Source organism: Mariniflexile soesokkakense, from assembly GCF_039650365.1.
GTDB classification, from domain to species: domain Bacteria; phylum Bacteroidota; class Bacteroidia; order Flavobacteriales; family Flavobacteriaceae; genus Mariniflexile; species Mariniflexile soesokkakense.
The window spans coordinates 714,492-732,235 of record NZ_JAZHYP010000001.1; the positions used below are offsets into that span (position 1 = coordinate 714,492).

The 17,744-nt window shown below is 33.8% G+C and carries 17 protein-coding genes; 12 read left to right on the forward strand and 5 right to left on the reverse strand.

Annotation, left to right across the window (positions count from 1 at the left end; all coding sequences use genetic code 11):
- The first annotated feature begins 31 nt into the window (after window positions 1-31).
- From ccoG to VP395_RS03345, 7 genes are all read left to right on the forward strand, one after another.
- Window positions 32-1,456: a cytochrome c oxidase accessory protein CcoG gene (gene ccoG / locus VP395_RS03315; protein ID WP_346240287.1), complete on the forward strand. Its 1,425-nt coding sequence runs from the start codon at window positions 32-34 to the stop codon at window positions 1,454-1,456.
- Window positions 1,457-1,625: 169 nt separating this feature from the next.
- Entirely contained in the window at window positions 1,626-2,072 is a 447-nt protein-coding gene (locus tag VP395_RS03320; protein WP_346240288.1) for a FixH family protein, read from the forward strand.
- A gap of 1 nt (window position 2,073) precedes the next feature.
- The gene (locus VP395_RS03325; RefSeq protein WP_346240289.1) at window positions 2,074-2,799 is read left to right on the forward strand and encodes a sulfite exporter TauE/SafE family protein; all 726 of its coding nucleotides are present in this window, start codon (window positions 2,074-2,076) and stop codon (window positions 2,797-2,799) included.
- Between the two features lie 156 nt (window positions 2,800-2,955).
- A complete protein-coding gene (locus tag VP395_RS03330) occupies window positions 2,956-3,630 on the forward strand; it encodes a TetR/AcrR family transcriptional regulator (RefSeq protein WP_346240290.1) in 675 nt (224 codons plus the stop codon).
- Window positions 3,631-3,632: 2 nt separating this feature from the next.
- Window positions 3,633-5,303, forward strand: coding sequence for a peptidase domain-containing ABC transporter (locus VP395_RS03335; RefSeq protein ID WP_346240292.1), 1,671 nt, complete (start codon window positions 3,633-3,635; stop codon window positions 5,301-5,303).
- Entirely contained in the window at window positions 5,296-6,657 is a 1,362-nt protein-coding gene (locus VP395_RS03340; RefSeq protein ID WP_346240293.1) for an HlyD family secretion protein, read from the forward strand. The genes VP395_RS03335 and VP395_RS03340 overlap by 8 nt, the downstream gene beginning before the upstream one ends.
- The gene (locus VP395_RS03345; RefSeq protein WP_346240295.1) at window positions 6,654-8,054 is read left to right on the forward strand and encodes a TolC family protein; all 1,401 of its coding nucleotides are present in this window, start codon (window positions 6,654-6,656) and stop codon (window positions 8,052-8,054) included. The genes VP395_RS03340 and VP395_RS03345 overlap by 4 nt, the downstream gene beginning before the upstream one ends.
- Window positions 8,055-8,109: 55 nt before the next feature.
- On the opposite strand, the gene VP395_RS03350 is transcribed toward VP395_RS03345, so the two are convergent.
- Together VP395_RS03350 and hemN are read right to left on the reverse strand one after the other, a co-directional pair.
- On the reverse strand, window positions 8,110-8,943 hold the full coding sequence (locus VP395_RS03350; protein WP_346240296.1) for a universal stress protein: 834 nt from the start codon (window positions 8,941-8,943) through the stop codon (window positions 8,110-8,112).
- Window positions 8,944-8,960: 17 nt separating this feature from the next.
- Window positions 8,961-10,325 (reverse strand): oxygen-independent coproporphyrinogen III oxidase, encoded by a 1,365-nt coding sequence (gene hemN, locus VP395_RS03355; protein WP_346240297.1) that lies wholly within the window; start codon window positions 10,323-10,325, stop codon window positions 8,961-8,963.
- A gap of 123 nt (window positions 10,326-10,448) precedes the next feature.
- Between hemN and VP395_RS03360 the strand changes: the two genes are divergently transcribed.
- From VP395_RS03360 to VP395_RS03370, 3 genes are all read left to right on the forward strand, one after another.
- Window positions 10,449-11,018, forward strand: a complete 570-nt coding sequence (locus VP395_RS03360; RefSeq protein ID WP_346240298.1) for a superoxide dismutase family protein — start codon at window positions 10,449-10,451, stop codon at window positions 11,016-11,018.
- Window positions 11,019-11,106: 88 nt separating this feature from the next.
- A complete protein-coding gene (locus VP395_RS03365; protein ID WP_346240299.1) occupies window positions 11,107-11,637 on the forward strand; it encodes an RNA polymerase sigma factor in 531 nt (176 codons plus the stop codon).
- A gap of 1 nt (window position 11,638) precedes the next feature.
- Complete coding sequence (locus tag VP395_RS03370) at window positions 11,639-12,436, forward strand: anti-sigma factor (RefSeq protein WP_346240300.1); 798 nt, start codon at window positions 11,639-11,641, stop codon at window positions 12,434-12,436.
- A gap of 226 nt (window positions 12,437-12,662) precedes the next feature.
- Here the strand turns inward: VP395_RS03370 and VP395_RS03375 are convergent, their stop codons facing one another.
- Together VP395_RS03375 and VP395_RS03380 are read right to left on the reverse strand one after the other, a co-directional pair.
- Window positions 12,663-13,706, reverse strand: a complete 1,044-nt coding sequence (locus VP395_RS03375; RefSeq protein WP_346240301.1) for an RluA family pseudouridine synthase — start codon at window positions 13,704-13,706, stop codon at window positions 12,663-12,665.
- Between the two features lie 45 nt (window positions 13,707-13,751).
- Entirely contained in the window at window positions 13,752-14,387 is a 636-nt protein-coding gene (locus tag VP395_RS03380; RefSeq protein WP_346240302.1) for a PASTA domain-containing protein, read from the reverse strand.
- A gap of 139 nt (window positions 14,388-14,526) precedes the next feature.
- Here VP395_RS03380 and VP395_RS03385 point away from each other — a divergent pair, with 139 nt between their 5' ends.
- The gene (locus tag VP395_RS03385; protein WP_346240303.1) at window positions 14,527-15,501 is read left to right on the forward strand and encodes a D-alanine--D-alanine ligase; all 975 of its coding nucleotides are present in this window, start codon (window positions 14,527-14,529) and stop codon (window positions 15,499-15,501) included.
- 18 nt (window positions 15,502-15,519) lie between these two features.
- Window positions 15,520-15,975, forward strand: coding sequence for a pantetheine-phosphate adenylyltransferase (gene coaD, locus VP395_RS03390; protein WP_346240304.1), 456 nt, complete (start codon window positions 15,520-15,522; stop codon window positions 15,973-15,975).
- A gap of 67 nt (window positions 15,976-16,042) precedes the next feature.
- Here the strand turns inward: coaD and VP395_RS03395 are convergent, their stop codons facing one another.
- Window positions 16,043-17,707 carry a SulP family inorganic anion transporter gene (locus tag VP395_RS03395; RefSeq protein WP_346240305.1) on the reverse strand — a complete coding sequence of 555 codons (1,665 nt, stop codon included), beginning with the start codon at window positions 17,705-17,707 and terminating at the stop codon, window positions 16,043-16,045.
- Window positions 17,708-17,744 lie beyond the last annotated feature (37 nt).

The window sequence follows — 17,744 nt, forward strand, 5'->3', positions numbered from 1 at the left end:
TCTTCTTGGTTCTATTTTTAAAGTAAAACAAATGGAAACCCAAGAAAACGAAGTTTTTAGAGATTCTATCAGTACAATTACAGAAGAAGGTAAGCGTGCTTGGGTATTCCCTAAAAAACCAAGTGGCTCTTTTTATAAATACCGAAAATTAGTAAGCTATTTTCTATTGGCGTTTTTATTCTTGTCGCCATTTATAAAAATTAACGGCAACCAGTTTTTATTGTTTAATGTGGTTGAACGCCGCTTTAATATTTTCGGATTTCCTTTTTGGCCACAAGATTTCTACCTGTTTGTTATATCAATGCTAATAGGGATAGTATTCATCACACTATTTACGGTAGCATTTGGTCGGATTTTTTGCGGATGGATTTGTCCCCAAACCATTTTTATGGAAATGATTTTTAGACGTCTTGAATATTGGATTGAAGGAGACAGAGGCAAACAAATCCGTTTGGCAAAACAAGCTTGGAATACAGAAAAAACCAAAAAAAAAGGACTCAAATTTATAATTTTCTTATTCATTTCTTTCCTTATCGCCAACGTGTTTTTGGCATATTTAATAGGTAGCGACAAACTAATAAAATATATAACAGATGGACCTTTAAAACATAAAAACACTTTAATTTCTTTATTGATTTTCACAGCTGTTTTTTATTTTGTATTTGCTTGGTTTAGAGAACAGGTTTGCATAATTGCCTGTCCTTACGGCCGCTTACAAGGTGTTTTATTAGACAACCAATCGATTGTTGTTGCATACGACCACAAACGAGGTGAATCTGAAAATGGCAGAAAGAAATATAAAAAAAATGAAGACAGACAAGCCTTAGGGTTTGGCGACTGTATAGATTGTTTACAGTGCGTACATGTTTGCCCAACGGGTATAGACATTAGAAACGGCACCCAACTAGAGTGCATTAACTGTACTGCTTGCATTGATGAGTGCGACCATATTATGAAAAGTATTAAATTACCTAAAGGCTTAATTAGATACGCAAGCGAAGACAATATTGAAAAGAAAATACCTTTTAAATTAACCGCAAGGATGAAAGGCTATATTGCAGTCCTTACTATTTTAACCGGATTACTTGTAGGAATGCTTTTTTTAAGAAATGATATTGAGGCAACACTTTTAAGACTGCCCGGACAATTATACGAGCACAAAGAAAACAACATTATCAGCAATGTTTTTACTTATAATTTAGTTAACAAGACAACCGAAGATATTGACAATATAAGTTTAAAATTACTATCACACAAAGGCACTTTAAAGTTAGTCGCTACCAGCAATAGCTTTACGGTTCCAAAGGGCGGTATCACAAAAGGAACACTATTTATTGAAATAGATAATTTGGCACTAACAGGTGATAGAAACAAAATAAGAATTGGTATTTACCAAAACGGTAAACTCATTGAAACCACTACGGCTAATTTTCTGGGACCAAGAAGCTACCGATGAAAAGGATAAAGTATCATGCCAGAAGCAAAAAAATCGATAAATTAACATATTAGGCATTATCAGTGGGTTCAAATTAAATCAATGAAACCATAAATAAATTGCACTTAATACATTATTAGGGCTACTTAAAAAAACGCTTCCCTTAAGGGAAGAATAAAAATTATAAATTATGAAAATAAACTGGGGCACAGGCATAGTGATAGCATTTATAGGCTTTATAAGCTTTATCATGTTTTTTATCATAACCATGAACGTAGATAGCAAGTATGACTACGATTTGGTAACCGAGGATTATTATGGAGAAGAATTGACCTATCAAAATGATATTGACAAATTAAATAACTCCAAGAACCTAAACCACGATATTACATATAAAAAAACAGCTGAGGGATTAGCTATTCATTTCCCAAGTGAGGTAGACTTAAAAAAAATCACGGGTAAAGTGTTCCTATACAGACCATCTAACAAACAATTGGACTTTGAAACTAATATTTCATTGTCCGAACCTTTTTTGCTCATACCTGACAAACGTTTGGTAGGTGGTCGTTGGAACATTAAAGTAGATTGGAAATATAACAACCAATTATATTTATATAAAGAAACCATAAATTATTGATATGCTTATTTCTGCATTTGTTTTAGGTCTATTAGGTAGTTTTCATTGCATTGGCATGTGCGGACCAATCGCTTTTATGTTACCAGTAGATAGAACAAATACTTTTAAAAAAATTTCTGAAATTGCTATTTATCATTTAGGAAGACTACTAGCATACAGTTCAATAGGCTTAATTTTTGGACTTATCGGCAAAAGCTTTTATCTATTCGGCTTTCAGCAGCAACTATCGATTATTACTGGAGTTTTTATGATTGTTTTTATAATAATCCCGCAATATACATTAAACAAATACAACCTTTCTAAACCCATTTACAAACTTATAGGCAAAGTTAAATCTGCTTTAGGAGTGGCATTAAAGAAAAAGACCTCAGATACTTTTTTAACAATTGGTTTTCTTAATGGATTATTGCCTTGCGGTTTGGTTTACGTGGCTGTATTTGCGGCCATTGCAAGTGGAAATGCCTTGAATGGAAGTATCTATATGGCCACATTTGGATTAGGGACAATTCCATTAATGACTACCGCTATTTACTTTAGTCAGTTTTTAAAAGGGAATATTAGACAAAACATACAGAAAGCTATTCCCATTTTTATAATAGTAATTGGAATATTATTTATTTTACGTGGCTTAGGATTGGGCATTCCCTTTATTTCTCCTTCCCCAATACACGACACAATTTCAAGCCAAATAAACTGCCATTATTTTTTCAATTCTAAACAAACTTAAAAAATTCACCCTTAATAATTTAAGTGTTTTTTCATATTGGCTTAAAACCAATTTCATTGATAATCAGCAATTTTCTAAAAAAAAATAAATAAAATAAAAGCTATACTCTTGTTTTTAATAGTAATACTATTATATTTGCAATTAAATTAAATATTTATGCATACTTTACTGTCTAATTTAAAAATTGCTGTTCCAGAAAAAATTTATGTAAAAGATCCCGAATCTTCTACTCTTGGAAAAAGGATTATTGAACATAGCATTCTTTTAATTGATGAAATAGGATTTGACACTTTTACTTTTAAAAAGTTAGGTGATAAAATAGGTTCGAACGAAAGCTCTATTTATCGCTATTTTGAAAGTAAGCATAAATTATTATTGTACTTGTCTTCTTGGTACTGGGCTCGCATCGAGTATCAATTAGTTTTTGAAACACACAGTATTCCTAACCCCAAAGAAAAGCTAATAAAAGCCATAGAGATTGTTTCAAGAACAGGAGAAAGAGATTCAAATTTCAGCCATATTGATGCCATCGTTCTAAACAACATTATTATTAACGAAAACTCAAAATCTTTTCTAACAAAAGAAGTTGACAAAGAGAACAGAGAGGGATATTTTGTTATTTACAAACGTATTGTACAACGGTTACGCGATATGATACAAAATGCTCAACCAAACTATGCATACGCTTCTTCTCTAGCAAGCACTGTAATAGAAGGTAGCTTACACCAATATTTTTTAAAAGACCATTTCCCTTCAATAACCGATTGTAAATCCAATACCAAACCCTCGGATTTCTTCACAAACCTAACCTTAAACACCTTAAAAATATAACTATGGAACAACCAAACATGTCTCCTTGGCAACGCTTTATGGGGTTACTACAACTTGAAAAAAGGGATATTCTTCAAGTGTTTTACTACGCCATTTTTTCTGGTATCGTAGCACTTTCGCTACCTTTAGGTATTCAAGCTATTATCAATTTAATACAAGGTGCACAAATTTCCACATCATGGTTTGTATTGGTTACATTAGTAACGATTGGTGTTGCGTTTTCAGGAGCTTTACAGCTGATGCAATTGCGTATTATTGAAACTATTCAACAACGTATTTTTACGCGTGCATCATTTGAGCTGAGTTACCGTTTTCCAAAAATCAAGATGACCGAACTCCGCAATTATTATCCACCAGAATTGGCGAACCGTTTTTTTGATACTTTAACCATCCAAAAAGGACTATCAAAAATACTTATAGACATTCCAACAGCTATTTTACAAATTATATTTGCACTCATTTTACTATCATTTTACCATCCATTCTTTATCATATTTGGTGTTTTACTCTTAGTGTTAATATTTATCGTATTTAAGTTCACTGCAAAAAAAGGATTGGAAACCAGCCTCCAAGAATCAAAAAACAAATACAAAGTTGCCCATTGGATACAAGAAATAGCCAGAAGCGTAGTTAGTTTTAAATTATCAGGAAACACAAATTTAGCGCTAAGTAAAAATGATGATTTAGTTTGTAAATACCTAGAATCCAGAGAAAGCCATTTTAATATTTTAGCTGCTCAATTTATTCAAATGATAAGTTTTAAAGTTATTGTAACCGCAAGTTTATTACTTATTGGAGGCGCCTTAGTCCTCAATCAAGAAATGAACATCGGACAATTTGTAGCCGCTGAAATTATCATTTTATTGGTTATTGCTTCTGTAGAAAAATTAATTCTTGGACTAGAGCCTTTCTACGACGTGCTCACATCTATAGAAAAACTAGGCCAAATAGTAGACAAAGAATTGGAAGAGCAAGCAGGTGAAAAACCAATATTTAAAGATTTTGTCAATTTAGAATTAAACGAAGTCTCTTATCGGGTACCCGATAAAGACAGTCCAATTATATATAATATTTCACTTAATGTAAAGCCAGATAGTAGAATTTTGATTCTTGGAGAAAGCGGTTCTGGAAAATCTACACTGCTACGCCTTATCTCTGGCATTACAGAACCCACTGCAGGACACATTTATATTAATAACCTATCAATAAGAAGCTTAAACTTAAATCACTACCGTTCCCAATTGGGCCTATCCCTAACAGAAGAAACGCCGTTTGAAGGATCAATAAAAGACAATTTAACTTTTGGAAACCAAAGCATATCAGATGAAGAAATTTTCGATACTCTGAACAAAGTAGGTTTGACTGAGTTTATAAAAGAACAATCTAAAGGACTAAAAACGGTATTACATCCCGATGGAAAACAAATGTCGCATACAGTTTCTAAAAAAATTATTCTGGCCAGAGCCATTTTAAAAAAACCAAAAGTGCTTATTTTAGAAGATGCACTAGACCGATTTAACCCAACCGAAACCAATGCCATCATAAACTACTTAACACACAAAGACAGGCCATGGGCTTTAATTGTTGTAAGTGGCAACGATGCATGGAAACCAAAAAGCACACAAATACTAACACTAGAAAAAGGAGAAATTAAAAACACCTACCATGCTTAATATATCACACAATAAATTAAACAGGAAAGTATCCCTTTTGAACTACAAATCAACAGAGAAAATCTTCAACAAAACATACTACAAACTATTCAATAAATTTCTATTGATAGCTGCCGCCATTATATTTATTGTAATGTTTCTTCCTTGGACACAAAACATTAGCGGTCAAGGACAAGTTACCACTCTAAAACCAAACCAGCGTCCTCAAACCATCCAGTCTCAAATACCTGGACGCATTGAGGAATGGTTTGTTCAAGAAGGCGATTTTGTAAAAAAAGGCGATACTATTTTAAGAATTTCAGAAATAAAAAGCGAGTATTTTGATGACAAATTAGTAGAAAGAACAAATGAGCAAATTGAAGCAAAATCGTCGTCTGTAGACGCCTATCAAGGCAAAGTAGAAGCACTAAATAGACAAGTAGCAGCACTGCATAATGAGCAAAGTTTAAAACTCCAGCAAACACAGAACAAGTTGATCCAAGCTCGATTAAAAGTAAAAAGTGACAGCATCGATTTACAAGCTGCTAAAACGAACATCGAAATTGCAGAACGTCAGTTTAAACGAATTCAAACCTTAGAAGAAGAAGGTTTAAAAGCCATTAAAGATGTTGAAGAAAAACGCTTAAAACTTCAAGAAACCCAAGCTAAATTGATTTCTCAAGAAAACAAATACCTAACAAGTAAAAATGAATTTATAAATGCTCAAATAGAACTATCTAGAATCAATGCTGAGTATACTGATAAAATTTCTAAATCAGAAAGCGATATGTTTACAGCAAAATCTAGTGGTTTTGAAGCGAAGGCACAAGTCACAAAATTAGAAAATGCTTATACAAATTATAAAATAAGAAATAGTTTATTGTATGTAACAGCACCCCAAAATGGCTATATAAACAAAGCACTAACAGGTGGTATAGGTATTACCTTTAAAGAAGGTGAGGCTTTAGTAGGCATTATGCCCGAACAATTTGATTTGGCCGTAGAAACTTTTGTAAAACCTTTAGACCTACCACTTTTACATATTGGAGAAAAAGTACGTATTCAGTTTGATGGTTGGCCAGCCATTGTATTTAGCGGGTGGCCCAACGCAAGTTACGGTACTTACGGTGCTAAAGTGGTTGCCATAGAAAACTTTATTAGTGACAATGGTAAATATAGGGTTCTTTTAGCACCAGATGCTAACGACCACGAATGGCCTAAAGCAATACGTGTTGGTTCAGGGGCACATACTATTGCACTATTAGAAAATGTTCCCATTTGGTATGAATTGTGGCGACAAATTAACAGCTTCCCTCCCAACTATTACCAACCACAAGACAAATATGGAACTTCAACAAAAAAAGATAAAAAATGAGAGTTTTTTTATTGAACATATATCTTTTTACTAGCCTTTTTTCGTTTGCTTCTGCACAAGACAGTACTTCGGTAATTAGCCTATCTGAATATTTGGGGTATGTAAAATCTTTTCACCCTATTGTAAAACAGGCCAACCTAATTATTAACGAAAGTGAAGCTAAGTTAATGAAAGCCCGTGGTGCTTTTGACCCCAAAATAGAAGTAGATTATGATAGAAAAAAGTTTAAAAATACCGAGTACTATGATAAACTTAATGCTTCCTTTAAAATACCCACTTGGTATGGCATTGAACTAAAAGCCAATTTTGAGGAAAATGATGGTCTATATTTGAACCCAGAAGCTACAATTCCCGAAGACGGATTATATAGCGCAGGTGTTTCCGTGTCGTTAGCTCAAGGCTTTTTGACCAATAAGCGGATGACAATACTAAAACAAAGTAAGTTATATGTAAAACAAGCCAAAACAGACAAACAACTACTTACAAACAATATTCTATATGAAGCAACCATAACCTACTTTAATTGGCTTAGAACCTATAAAGAAAAAAAGGTTTATGAAAGTTTTCTTGAAAATGCTCAAATACGATTTAACGGTATAAAAAAGAATTATGAAGTAGGCGAAATGTCGGCCATAGATACATTAGAAGCCCGAATTACGCTAAGCGACCGAAAATTGAACCTTGAAAAATATCGTATAAAATATATTAAGGCTACTTTGGAGCTATCAAACTATTTATGGCTAGACAACAATACCCCTGTTGAAATTAAAGACCATATTACACCAGACACCAACACCTTTATAATCATTGACGAAACGCTTAACACATCAGCTCTGAATATTGAAAATTTAAACTTGGAAACCCATCCAAAACTTCAATCCTTAGATTATAAATTCCAAAGTTTAACACTAGAAAAACGATTACAACTTAACAATTTACTCCCAACAGTTGATTTACAATACAACTTTTTATCTCAAACCCCTGAAGTAACACAATCGTTTAGCACTTCAGCATACAAAAGTGGATTAAATATTAGTTTTCCTTTATTTTTAAGAAAAGAACGTGCCGATTTAAAACTTGCAAAACTAAAATTACAAGACACTGAATTTGAGATAAAAGCTACCAAAGTAACACTAAAAAACAAAATTTATGCTATTAACAGAGAGTTAGAATCATTCAATATTCAAAGCACATTTACAGCCTCCATAGTAAATGACTACAAAACCATGCTCAATGCTGAAGAACGTAAATTATTTCTGGGGGAAAGCTCCTTGTTTTTGGTAAATTCTAGAGAATCAAAACTCATAGATGCCAAACTTAAAGCTATTGAGCTTGAAAACAACTACCTGAATACCAAGGCCAATTTGTTCAATGTGCTATCTCCTACTATTGAATAAAAAGAGAATCACTGTTACACTAAACAATCACTAAAAAAACACCCTATAAATACCCCTAAATTTTAAAAGTCATTACTGGTAGGTTGGCGTGATTTGCGACGTCTTCTCCAATACTACCTTCAAAAAAATGTGCCAATCCTTTTTTACCATGTGTTGGCATGGCAATAATATCGGCACCCACTTTTAAGGCAAAGGTAATAACGCCATCCTCAACAGTATAATCGGACACATAATGAACCGCTTCCATTCTATCTAAATTTCTATCGGCTTTAGTAAAAAAATTAACCACAAGTTTTTCTATTTCAATAGAACTTTTAAAACGTTCATTGGGTAAATTCACATTAACCATAAGCATTTTCATATTCATTGCCTCAAACATTTTAACCGCCTTCCTATAAGCCTCAATGGATTCTTCTGAGAAATCGGAAGCAAAAACTACCGTTTCAAAATTAATATCCCTTAGTTTATTTTTTACGACTAACACAGGTATTTCAGCATTTCTTACCACACGCTCTGTATTAGAACCAACAAAAAATTCTTTAACACCACTAACACCATGAGACCCCATAACAATAAGGTCGGCATCGTTTTTCTGGGCTACATCATTAACTTCACTAAAAACTTTAAAGTGCTTAATTACAGGTGTTACTTTCACCTCTTTTAAATAATCTTTCTTTAAAAAAGTTTCAAATCTCTGTTCGGATAACTTGAAAAAATATGCTGCTTTTTCATATTGTAGCCCTTCTGATGCCGTTAACATAAGATCGGACATTTCTAGCATATGCAATACCAAAACCTCAGCGCCATACCTCTTAGCAAGTTTTGCCGCTGTATTTAGCGCATATTCTGAGTGTTCAGAAAAATCTACTGGTACAATAATTTTTTTCATCTGATTTCGTTTTTAAATTAAACAGTCATAGAAAACAACTGTGTATCAGGCTGTTTTCTTTGTAAATACAAATCGAAAGCCATACATATATTTCTAACAAACGGCTGTCCTTTTGCTGTTACTTCTATACTATTTGGATCTATAAAAAGCAGTCCATCTCTCTCCATTTCCTGTAATCGCGATTGCACTTCTGTAAGTGAGTCAAAATAAAGCGAATTATTAGACCAACATGTTTCAAACTGGCACATTAAGTTAAGAATATGTTTTCGTATTATCAAATCTTCTTCATTTAGAATATGCCCTCGGTAAACAGGCAAAATATTTTCAGCTAACAAATGGTAATAAGCCTCAATACTTTTTTCGTTTTGTGCAAACCCATACCAACTATCACTAATTGCGGATGCACCTAAGCCTATCATAGTTTGAGTTTTTGATGCTGTATAACCCATAAAATTTCTATGCAACTTACCATTTTGCATCGATTTATAAAGTGAATCGGTCTGTAAAGCGAAATGATCCATGCCAATTTCGTGGTAACCCACTTCACCAAGCAATTGTTTACCTAAATCATATTGTTGCCTTTTCAATGCTCCCGAAGGTAAATCGGAATCATTAAACCCACGTTGTCCGTTTCCTTTTAACCAAGGTACATGGGCGTAACTATAAAAAGCCAACCTATCGGGCAACAACGCTTTGGTTTTTAAAATGGTTTCTTTTACATGCTCTAGAGTTTGAAATGGCAATCCAAAAATAATATCATGACCAACAGAGGTGTAACCTACTTCTCTTGCCATTTCAGTAGCACGTTTTACGTTTTCAAAAGGCTGAATTCTATGGATGGTTTTTTGCACCGTTTCATTATAATCTTGCACACCATAACTTACCCGTCTAAAACCTATATTGTAAAGTGTTTCTAAATGTGCTTTTGTGGTATTATTTGGGTGGCCTTCAAAACTAAACTCAGAATCATCGGAAACTAAAGCTAGTTTTACAATGCCTTTTATAAGTCGGGTTAAACTTTCAGGACTAAAAAAAGTAGGTGTACCACCACCAAGGTGCAACTCTTTTATAATTGGTTTTTCATCAAACAAATCCAAATACAAATGCCATTCTTTTAAAACCGCATCTATATAAGGTGTTTCTACGCTATGCTGCTTGGTTATACGTTTATTGCATCCGCAAAACGTACACAAGCTTTCACAATAAGGTAAATGGATGTATAAGCTAATACCTTCTCCTGCATTACTTTCCTTAAAAGACTTAATTAATGATGCTTTCCATTTTTTTAATGAAAACGTATCTTGATTCCAATACGGAACGGTTGGATAACTTGTATAGCGTGGTCCCGCTATATTATATTTATTTACTAACGAACTTAACATATCTAACATTTATAACTCAAAAGTAGTGAGACACTACTGTTAAAAAAATGATATATATCATATATGAAATATGCAATTTGTATATTAGTACTTTAAATTTCCTGTAAATTAAAATTATAAAAAATGAAAAAATTAAGCATTCTATTAATCACCTTAGCTGTAAGTATTATTTCTTGTAAAAACGAAAAAAAAACCACCGAATCAACTGAAGTTGAAACTATAGAAAAACAAGTAGCAGAACCTAAAAGTGTTACTGTAGAACTATCTGCTAAAAGCGAAAGTAGCGTTAGTGGAACCGTAATTTTTACGGAAAAAGAAGGCAAAGTAAGCATGTTAGCTACTGTAAACGGACTAGAACCGGGTGAGCATGCCATACATATACACGAATCGTCTGATTGTTCTTCACCTGACGGAAAATCTACCGGCGGTCATTGGAACCCAACAAACCAACCACATGGGAAATGGGGTATTGAAACTGGTTACCACAAAGGTGATATAGGAAACTTTACTGCCGATGAAAATGGCGATGCTAGCATTTCGATTTCAACCAATGAATGGTGCATTGGTTGTGATGATGAAACCAAAAACATTATAGGTAAAGGTATCATTGTACATGCTGGTGTAGACGACTTTACAACCCAACCGACTGGTGACGCTGGTGGTCGTGTAAGTTGTGGCGGTATCATTCAATAAAACAAAAAAATATTTCTTTATAAAAGCTACTTTAAAACAGTAGCTTTTATCTTTTTAATTTATTACATTCGAGAACTTAAAATCCTGTATGCAATTAGAAATTCTAATAGAAAAATTTAAACAGAAAGACGAAAAGGCTTTTGAAACGTTATACAGCATGTATAGTGATAGTATGCAAGGTGTTATATATAATATTGTTCGTGATTCTGATATAGCTGAAGAAATTATGCAAGATGTTTTTATAAAAGCTTGGCATAATGCTAGTACGTATTCCGCCGAAAAAGGACGTTTTTTTACATGGATTTTAAACATTGCCAGAAATGCCGCCATAGATAAAACACGTTCAAAATCCTTTAAAAACTCTAAACAAAACCTTGATGCTACTTTTTTCGTAGATATACTTGAAACCAATGAAAGTTTAGACAATAAAACCGATTCCATTGGTATTGCAAAATTTGTGGGCAAGCTGGCAAAAAAATGTATAGAAGTTATTGAACTCTTATATTTTAAAGGCTATACACAAACAGAAGCTTCTGAAGCGCTTGATATGCCTATTGGCACTATTAAAACAAGAAACAGAAACTGTATACAAGAATTAAGAAACATGGTATTAAATTAAAATGGATATTAAAGCATACATAGAATCTGGAGTTTTAGAGCTATACGTAGCGGGTTCTCTTTCTGAAAAAGAAAATCAGGAAGTGTATGAACTTATGCAACAACATCCTGAAATATTACAAGAAGTTTTAAACATTGAAGCTGCCATTATCAAACTTACAGCAGCAGCAGCCACCAATAAAAACACAAACTCGTTACAAACTATAAAAAACAAGTTAGGTTTTAATAATAATGATGAACCAAAAGTAATTTCTATTGCTAAACCTAAATACAACTGGATAACCTACACAGGTTGGGCTGCCTCTATTATTTTAGCCGTTGGTTTATTTTGGACTTCGAACCAAAACAACCAATTAAAATCTGATATACAAATATCCAAAACCCAGCAATCTTTATTGGAAACTCAAATAGCCAATTCCAAAAACAGTTTGGAGGAAGCTAATACTTTAATTAGCGTTTTACGTGATGATAATATTGCAAAAATACCTTTAGCTGGACAAGGCAATTTTGCAAGCACTTATGCTAAAGTGTATTGGGACAAAAACACGCAACGTATTTTCTTAGATGCTCAAGGGTTACCAGACCCTCCAGAAGGAAAGGTGTACCAAGTATGGTCGTTAAAATTAAGCCCATTAACACCTACAAGTTTAGGAACTATCGATAATTTCACATCAGATAGCAACAAGATTTTTGAAATTGAAAATGCTAACGACAGTGAGGCCTTCGGTATTACTTTAGAGCCTGCAGGTGGTAGCAAAACACCAACCATGGAACAACTTTATACACTTGGAGTGGTTTAATGGTAAAAAAAGATTCGGTTTTTATTATAAATAACCTGTTGGGTGTATTTATTTTCAAAGCCAATTTTATACTTAATTGTCACATTAAGCTTGTCGCAATGCAACTTTTATAAAGTCTTCGACAAGCTCAGACTGACATTTAGATTCAAATTGGCTGTAAAGTTGAAAGTAAAAAAATATTCCAATAAAATTTTCATTAATACACCCAACGGGTTAATAAACAATCTTATTCCTCAGCGCCTTGGTGTTTTGAATAGCTTTTCCATTTCTCAATACATTGAACCATATCGTCTGGAATCGGTGTATCAAAACTCATAAACTTTCCGGTTTTAGGGTGCACAAACCCCAATGTTTTGGCGTGTAGTGCTTGCCTGGGTAGTACTTTAAAGCAATTATCTACAAACTGTTTGTATTTTGTAAAGGTGGTTCCTTTTAATACTTTTTCGCCACCATAACGTTCATCGTTAAATAACGTATGACCAATGTGTTTCATATGAACACGTATTTGGTGTGTACGTCCTGTTTCAAGTTTACAAGATACCAAGGTAACATACCCCAAACGCTCCATAACTTTATAGTGGGTTACGGCTGGTTTTCCTTTATCGGCATCGTCACCAAGAAATACGGTATTTTGTAAACGGTTTTTCGGGTGACGACCAATATTGCCTTCAACCGTGCCTTCCTCCTCTTCTATATTTCCCCAAACAATAGCCACATACTCGCGCTCACTTGTTTTTTCAGCAAATTGAAGCGATAAATGCGTCATAGCTTGTTCGGTTTTCGCAATAACCAAAAGTCCGCTCGTATCTTTATCAATTCTATGAACCAAACCTGGGCGTTCACTAGAGTTGTTAGGTAAATTTTCGAATCGATAAATCAACGCATTTATTAACGTACCCGAATAATTTCCGTGTCCGGGATGTACCACCATACCTGCTGGTTTGTTTACAACCAATAATTCATCATCTTCATATACAATATCAAGCGGAATATCTTCACCAACCAATAAGTTTTCATGTGGAGGATGTGTAAATAACACCCTGATTTTATCAAAAGGTTTTACTTTGTAATTCGATTTTACCGCTATTCCGTTTACAAAAATGCTTCCGTTTTTTGCAGCTGCTTGAATTTTGTTACGTGTAGCATTTTCTACAAAATTCATTAAATACTTATCAATTCGCAATGGCTTTTGTCCTTTTTCTACATCAAAAGCATGATGTTCATAAAGGTCACTTTCATCATCAATATAATCGGGGGTATAATCTTCCATTGGAATTTATTAACCGCAGTAAACCACAGTAGTTGTTGTTGTTATTTAAAAATTTAAATCGGAAGCGGGAGCAGCATCTTCAGATTGGTTGTCAGGCAAACTATCTCCTTCTTCAGTTGACTCAGATCCGGGTCTATTACCATTTCCAAGCACCAAATCTATAGCAGTTGTTTTTGGCAGCTTATCTCCCGATTTTATTTGCTTTCCTTTATAGGTCATATCCAAAACCAAATCTTTAGCAATATTATTTACATAGGTAAGCTTACCTACTTTAAAACCAACCGCTTCCAACGTTGGTTTTGCTTGTCTAAAGGTACGTTCTTTTAAATCTGGAACAGTAATTTTTCGATATCCCGAAGGATTTACGGTTATATATATTTTTCGGTCTTCTTTTACTTTAGTCCCAGCTACAGGCGCTTGATCTATAACCGAAAATTTAGGATAATCAGGATTGTAATTTGCCGAATCTTGAACTTGCATTTCTAAATTATTTTCATCTAACTCTATTGATGCAACGCTTAAAGATTTCCCTTTTAAATCGGGAACGGTTTCAAATTCACCATGGTTTGTTGTAAAGCTTAACCACCTTAAAATGATAAAACTCACTACAACCACAGCACCAACAGCTAATAATAATTGTTTAAAAAACACTTTACTGGTTAGAAATTTAATAACGCTCATGTATAAAATTTTCGGTTAGGCAAATATATAAAAACAGAACTGTTTTTTCTTTTGCAATTTAAGTGATATTTTAGCTTAACTAATAATAGATACGTTTTATTGTGGTTTTTAGACTGACACCTTAATTATTTCAACACAGATGAAAAAAAATATTGCGATCATCATGGGCGGTTATTCAAGCGAATACCAAATTTCATTAAAAAGCGGACAAGTGGTTTTTGAAACTTTAGATGCTTCAAAATATAACGCTTACAGAATTCATGTTTTCAAAGAAAAATGGGTGTATGTTGATAGCAATAATACTGAATTTCCTATTGATAAAAATGATTTTTCGGTTACTTTAAATAACAAAAAAATCACTTTTGATTGTGTATTTAATGCCATTCATGGGTCGCCCGGTGAAGATGGGTTTATGCAAGCATATTTTAAGTTACTCAACATCCCGCAAACAAGTTGCGACATGTATCAAGCTGCACTAACCTTTAATAAGCGCGATTGTTTAAGTGTTTTAAAACCGTATGGTATTAAAACTGCTGAATCGTTTTACATAAATTTAGGCGACACTATTAATGAAGATAGCATTGTCTCCAAAGTAGGTTTACCTTGCTTTGTTAAAGCCAATAAAGCCGGCAGTAGTTTTGGAGTTACCAAAGTGCACAAAAAAGAAGATATAAAAAACGCTATCGAAGTGGCCTTTAAAGAAGATGATGAAATTATAGTTGAATCGTTTTTAGATGGCACCGAAGTATCTATAGGTGTTATAAACTTTAAAGGTGAAACCAAAGTATTGCCCATTACCGAAATTGTAAGCGAGAACGATTTTTTTGATTATGAAGCTAAATATTTAGGCAAATCGCAAGAAATAACACCTGCCCGATTAACAAAAGATGAAGAAACCAAAGTCACAGCTATTGCCAAAAAAGTGTATGAAGTTTTAAAAATGAAAGGTTTTAGCAGAAGCGAATATATTTTTAAAAATGGCGAACCGCATTTATTGGAAGTTAATACTGTACCCGGATTAACATTAGCTAGTATCTTACCCCAACAAGCGAAAGCTGCCGGAATAACCTTGGTTGAGTTATTTGATAATGCTATTGAAGAAGCTTTAAAATAAAAAGTGTATTTTTAAATTATGAAACGAGCCATATTCCCAGGATCTTTTGACCCATTAACTTTAGGACATTACGATATTATAAAACGTGGTGTGACTCTTTTTGATGAAGTGATTGTGGCAATTGGTGTGAACTCAGACAAAAAATACATGTTCGCTCTTGATGAACGAACTGCATTTATAGAAAAAGCTTTTGCAGATGAACCAAAAGTAAAAGTAGTGACTTACAAAGGATTAACCGTAGATTTTTGCAAAGAAATTGATGCCAAATTTATTTTACGTGGGTTACGCAATCCTGCCGATTTTGAGTTTGAAAAAGCCATTGCACATGCCAATAGGCGCTTAGCTACTATTGAAACGGTGTTTCTATTAACAGCTGCAAGAACGTCCTATATATCATCTTCAATAGTTCGAGATGTAATTAAAAATAATGGAGATTACACTAAGTTTGTGCCGGATAGTGTTAAGATTAAATAGGCATTAGGCATTAGGCAAAAGTTTTTTTTGAACTTTCAACTTTTCAACTTTATACTTTCTAACACAACTAAAACTTATACTCCTTTAATGGTTTTGGGAATTTTTCTGGGTTTTCGGCTAAATAATAACGTGGATCATCAACAGCTTCTACAATAACTTCTCTAAATTTAGGACTCGCTTTATAAAGCAATATTTTACAATCTTCGCTTAAATGTTTCAGTTTTATTGTTTTCCCTTCAGCTTCGTACTTATTCACCAAATTAAAAATAGCTTCCAACGCCGAATGATCGCTTATTCGAGATTCAACAAAATCAATTTCTACATTTTCAGGATCATTTTTTACATCAAACTTATCATTAAAAGCTAGAATAGAACCAAAAAATAAAGGGCCCCAAATTTCGTAGGTTTTGGTTTTTCCATCTTCAGAAAAACGTTTTCTTGCTCTAATTTTTTTGGCATTTTCCCAAGCAAAAACCAATGCCGAAATAATAACACCTACAAATACAGCGATGGCTAAATCGTAAATTACGGTTACCGCCGATACTGTAATCAATACAAAAGCATCCGCCATTGGTATTTTTCTAAGAATTCTAAAACTAGACCATGCAAAAGTTTCAATCACCATCATAAACATCACACCTATTAAAGCGGCAATAGGCACTTGTTCAATATATTTATCGGTAAACAAAATAAAGGTTAACAAAGTTACTGCCATCATAATTCCAGATAATCTACCACGGCCACCAGCATTAATATTGATAACCGTTTGCCCAATCATACCACAACCACCAGTTCCACCAAACAAGCCGCTTACTATATTGCCTGCTCCTTGAGCAACACATTCTCGGTTTCCATTTCCCCTAGTTTCGGTTAATTCATCCACTAAATTCATAGTCATTAACGATTCAATTAAACCAACTGAAGCTGCTAAAAATGCATATGGCAATATAAATTTTAAAGTATCTAAATTGAACGGTAAATATTGCCACAATTCTAAATTAGGTGTTGGAAACTCGCCTTTTAATCCAGTTCCGCCACCTTCAACAATATAAGACCCAACGGTACTCACATCTAAACCACCAAACACCACAATACCTGTTGTTACAAGAATAGCCGTTAAAGCCGCTGGAATTTTGGTTGTTATTTTAGGCAATAACCAAATAATACCCATGGTAAACAAAACCAACCCAAGCATAACGTACAGCTCAGAACCTTGCATGGGGATATTGATATATTCTTTAACGCCTTCATCTGAAACTTCTAACTTTTTATGAGAAAACATACGCACTTGCGCTAGAAAAATAACGATTGCCAATCCATTCACAAAACCCATCATCACAGAATGCGGAATTAATCTAACAAAACGTCCTAATTTGAATAAACCTGCACTAATTTGAAATACCCCCATTAACACAACTGCTGCCAATAAATAGAAATACCCCATGTTTTCAACAGGCGTATCGAATAGCATGCCCTTGGCATGACCTTCCGAAATTAAATGCACAAAAATGACTGCAACAGCGCCTGCTGCTCCCGAAATTAAACCAGGTCTTCCTCCAAAAATTGCCGTAATCAAACCTATTATAAAAGCACCTGAAAGGGCTACTAAAGGATCTATTTGAGCCACAAAAGCAAATGCTACTACTTCAGGAATCATAGCTAACGATGTTGTAATACCTGCCAATACATCATCTTTCGCATTTGGTATTATCTTCCTTACAAATTCTGTCATGGGTTGTTTTTTGAAAGGCAAAATTAATACTAATAAA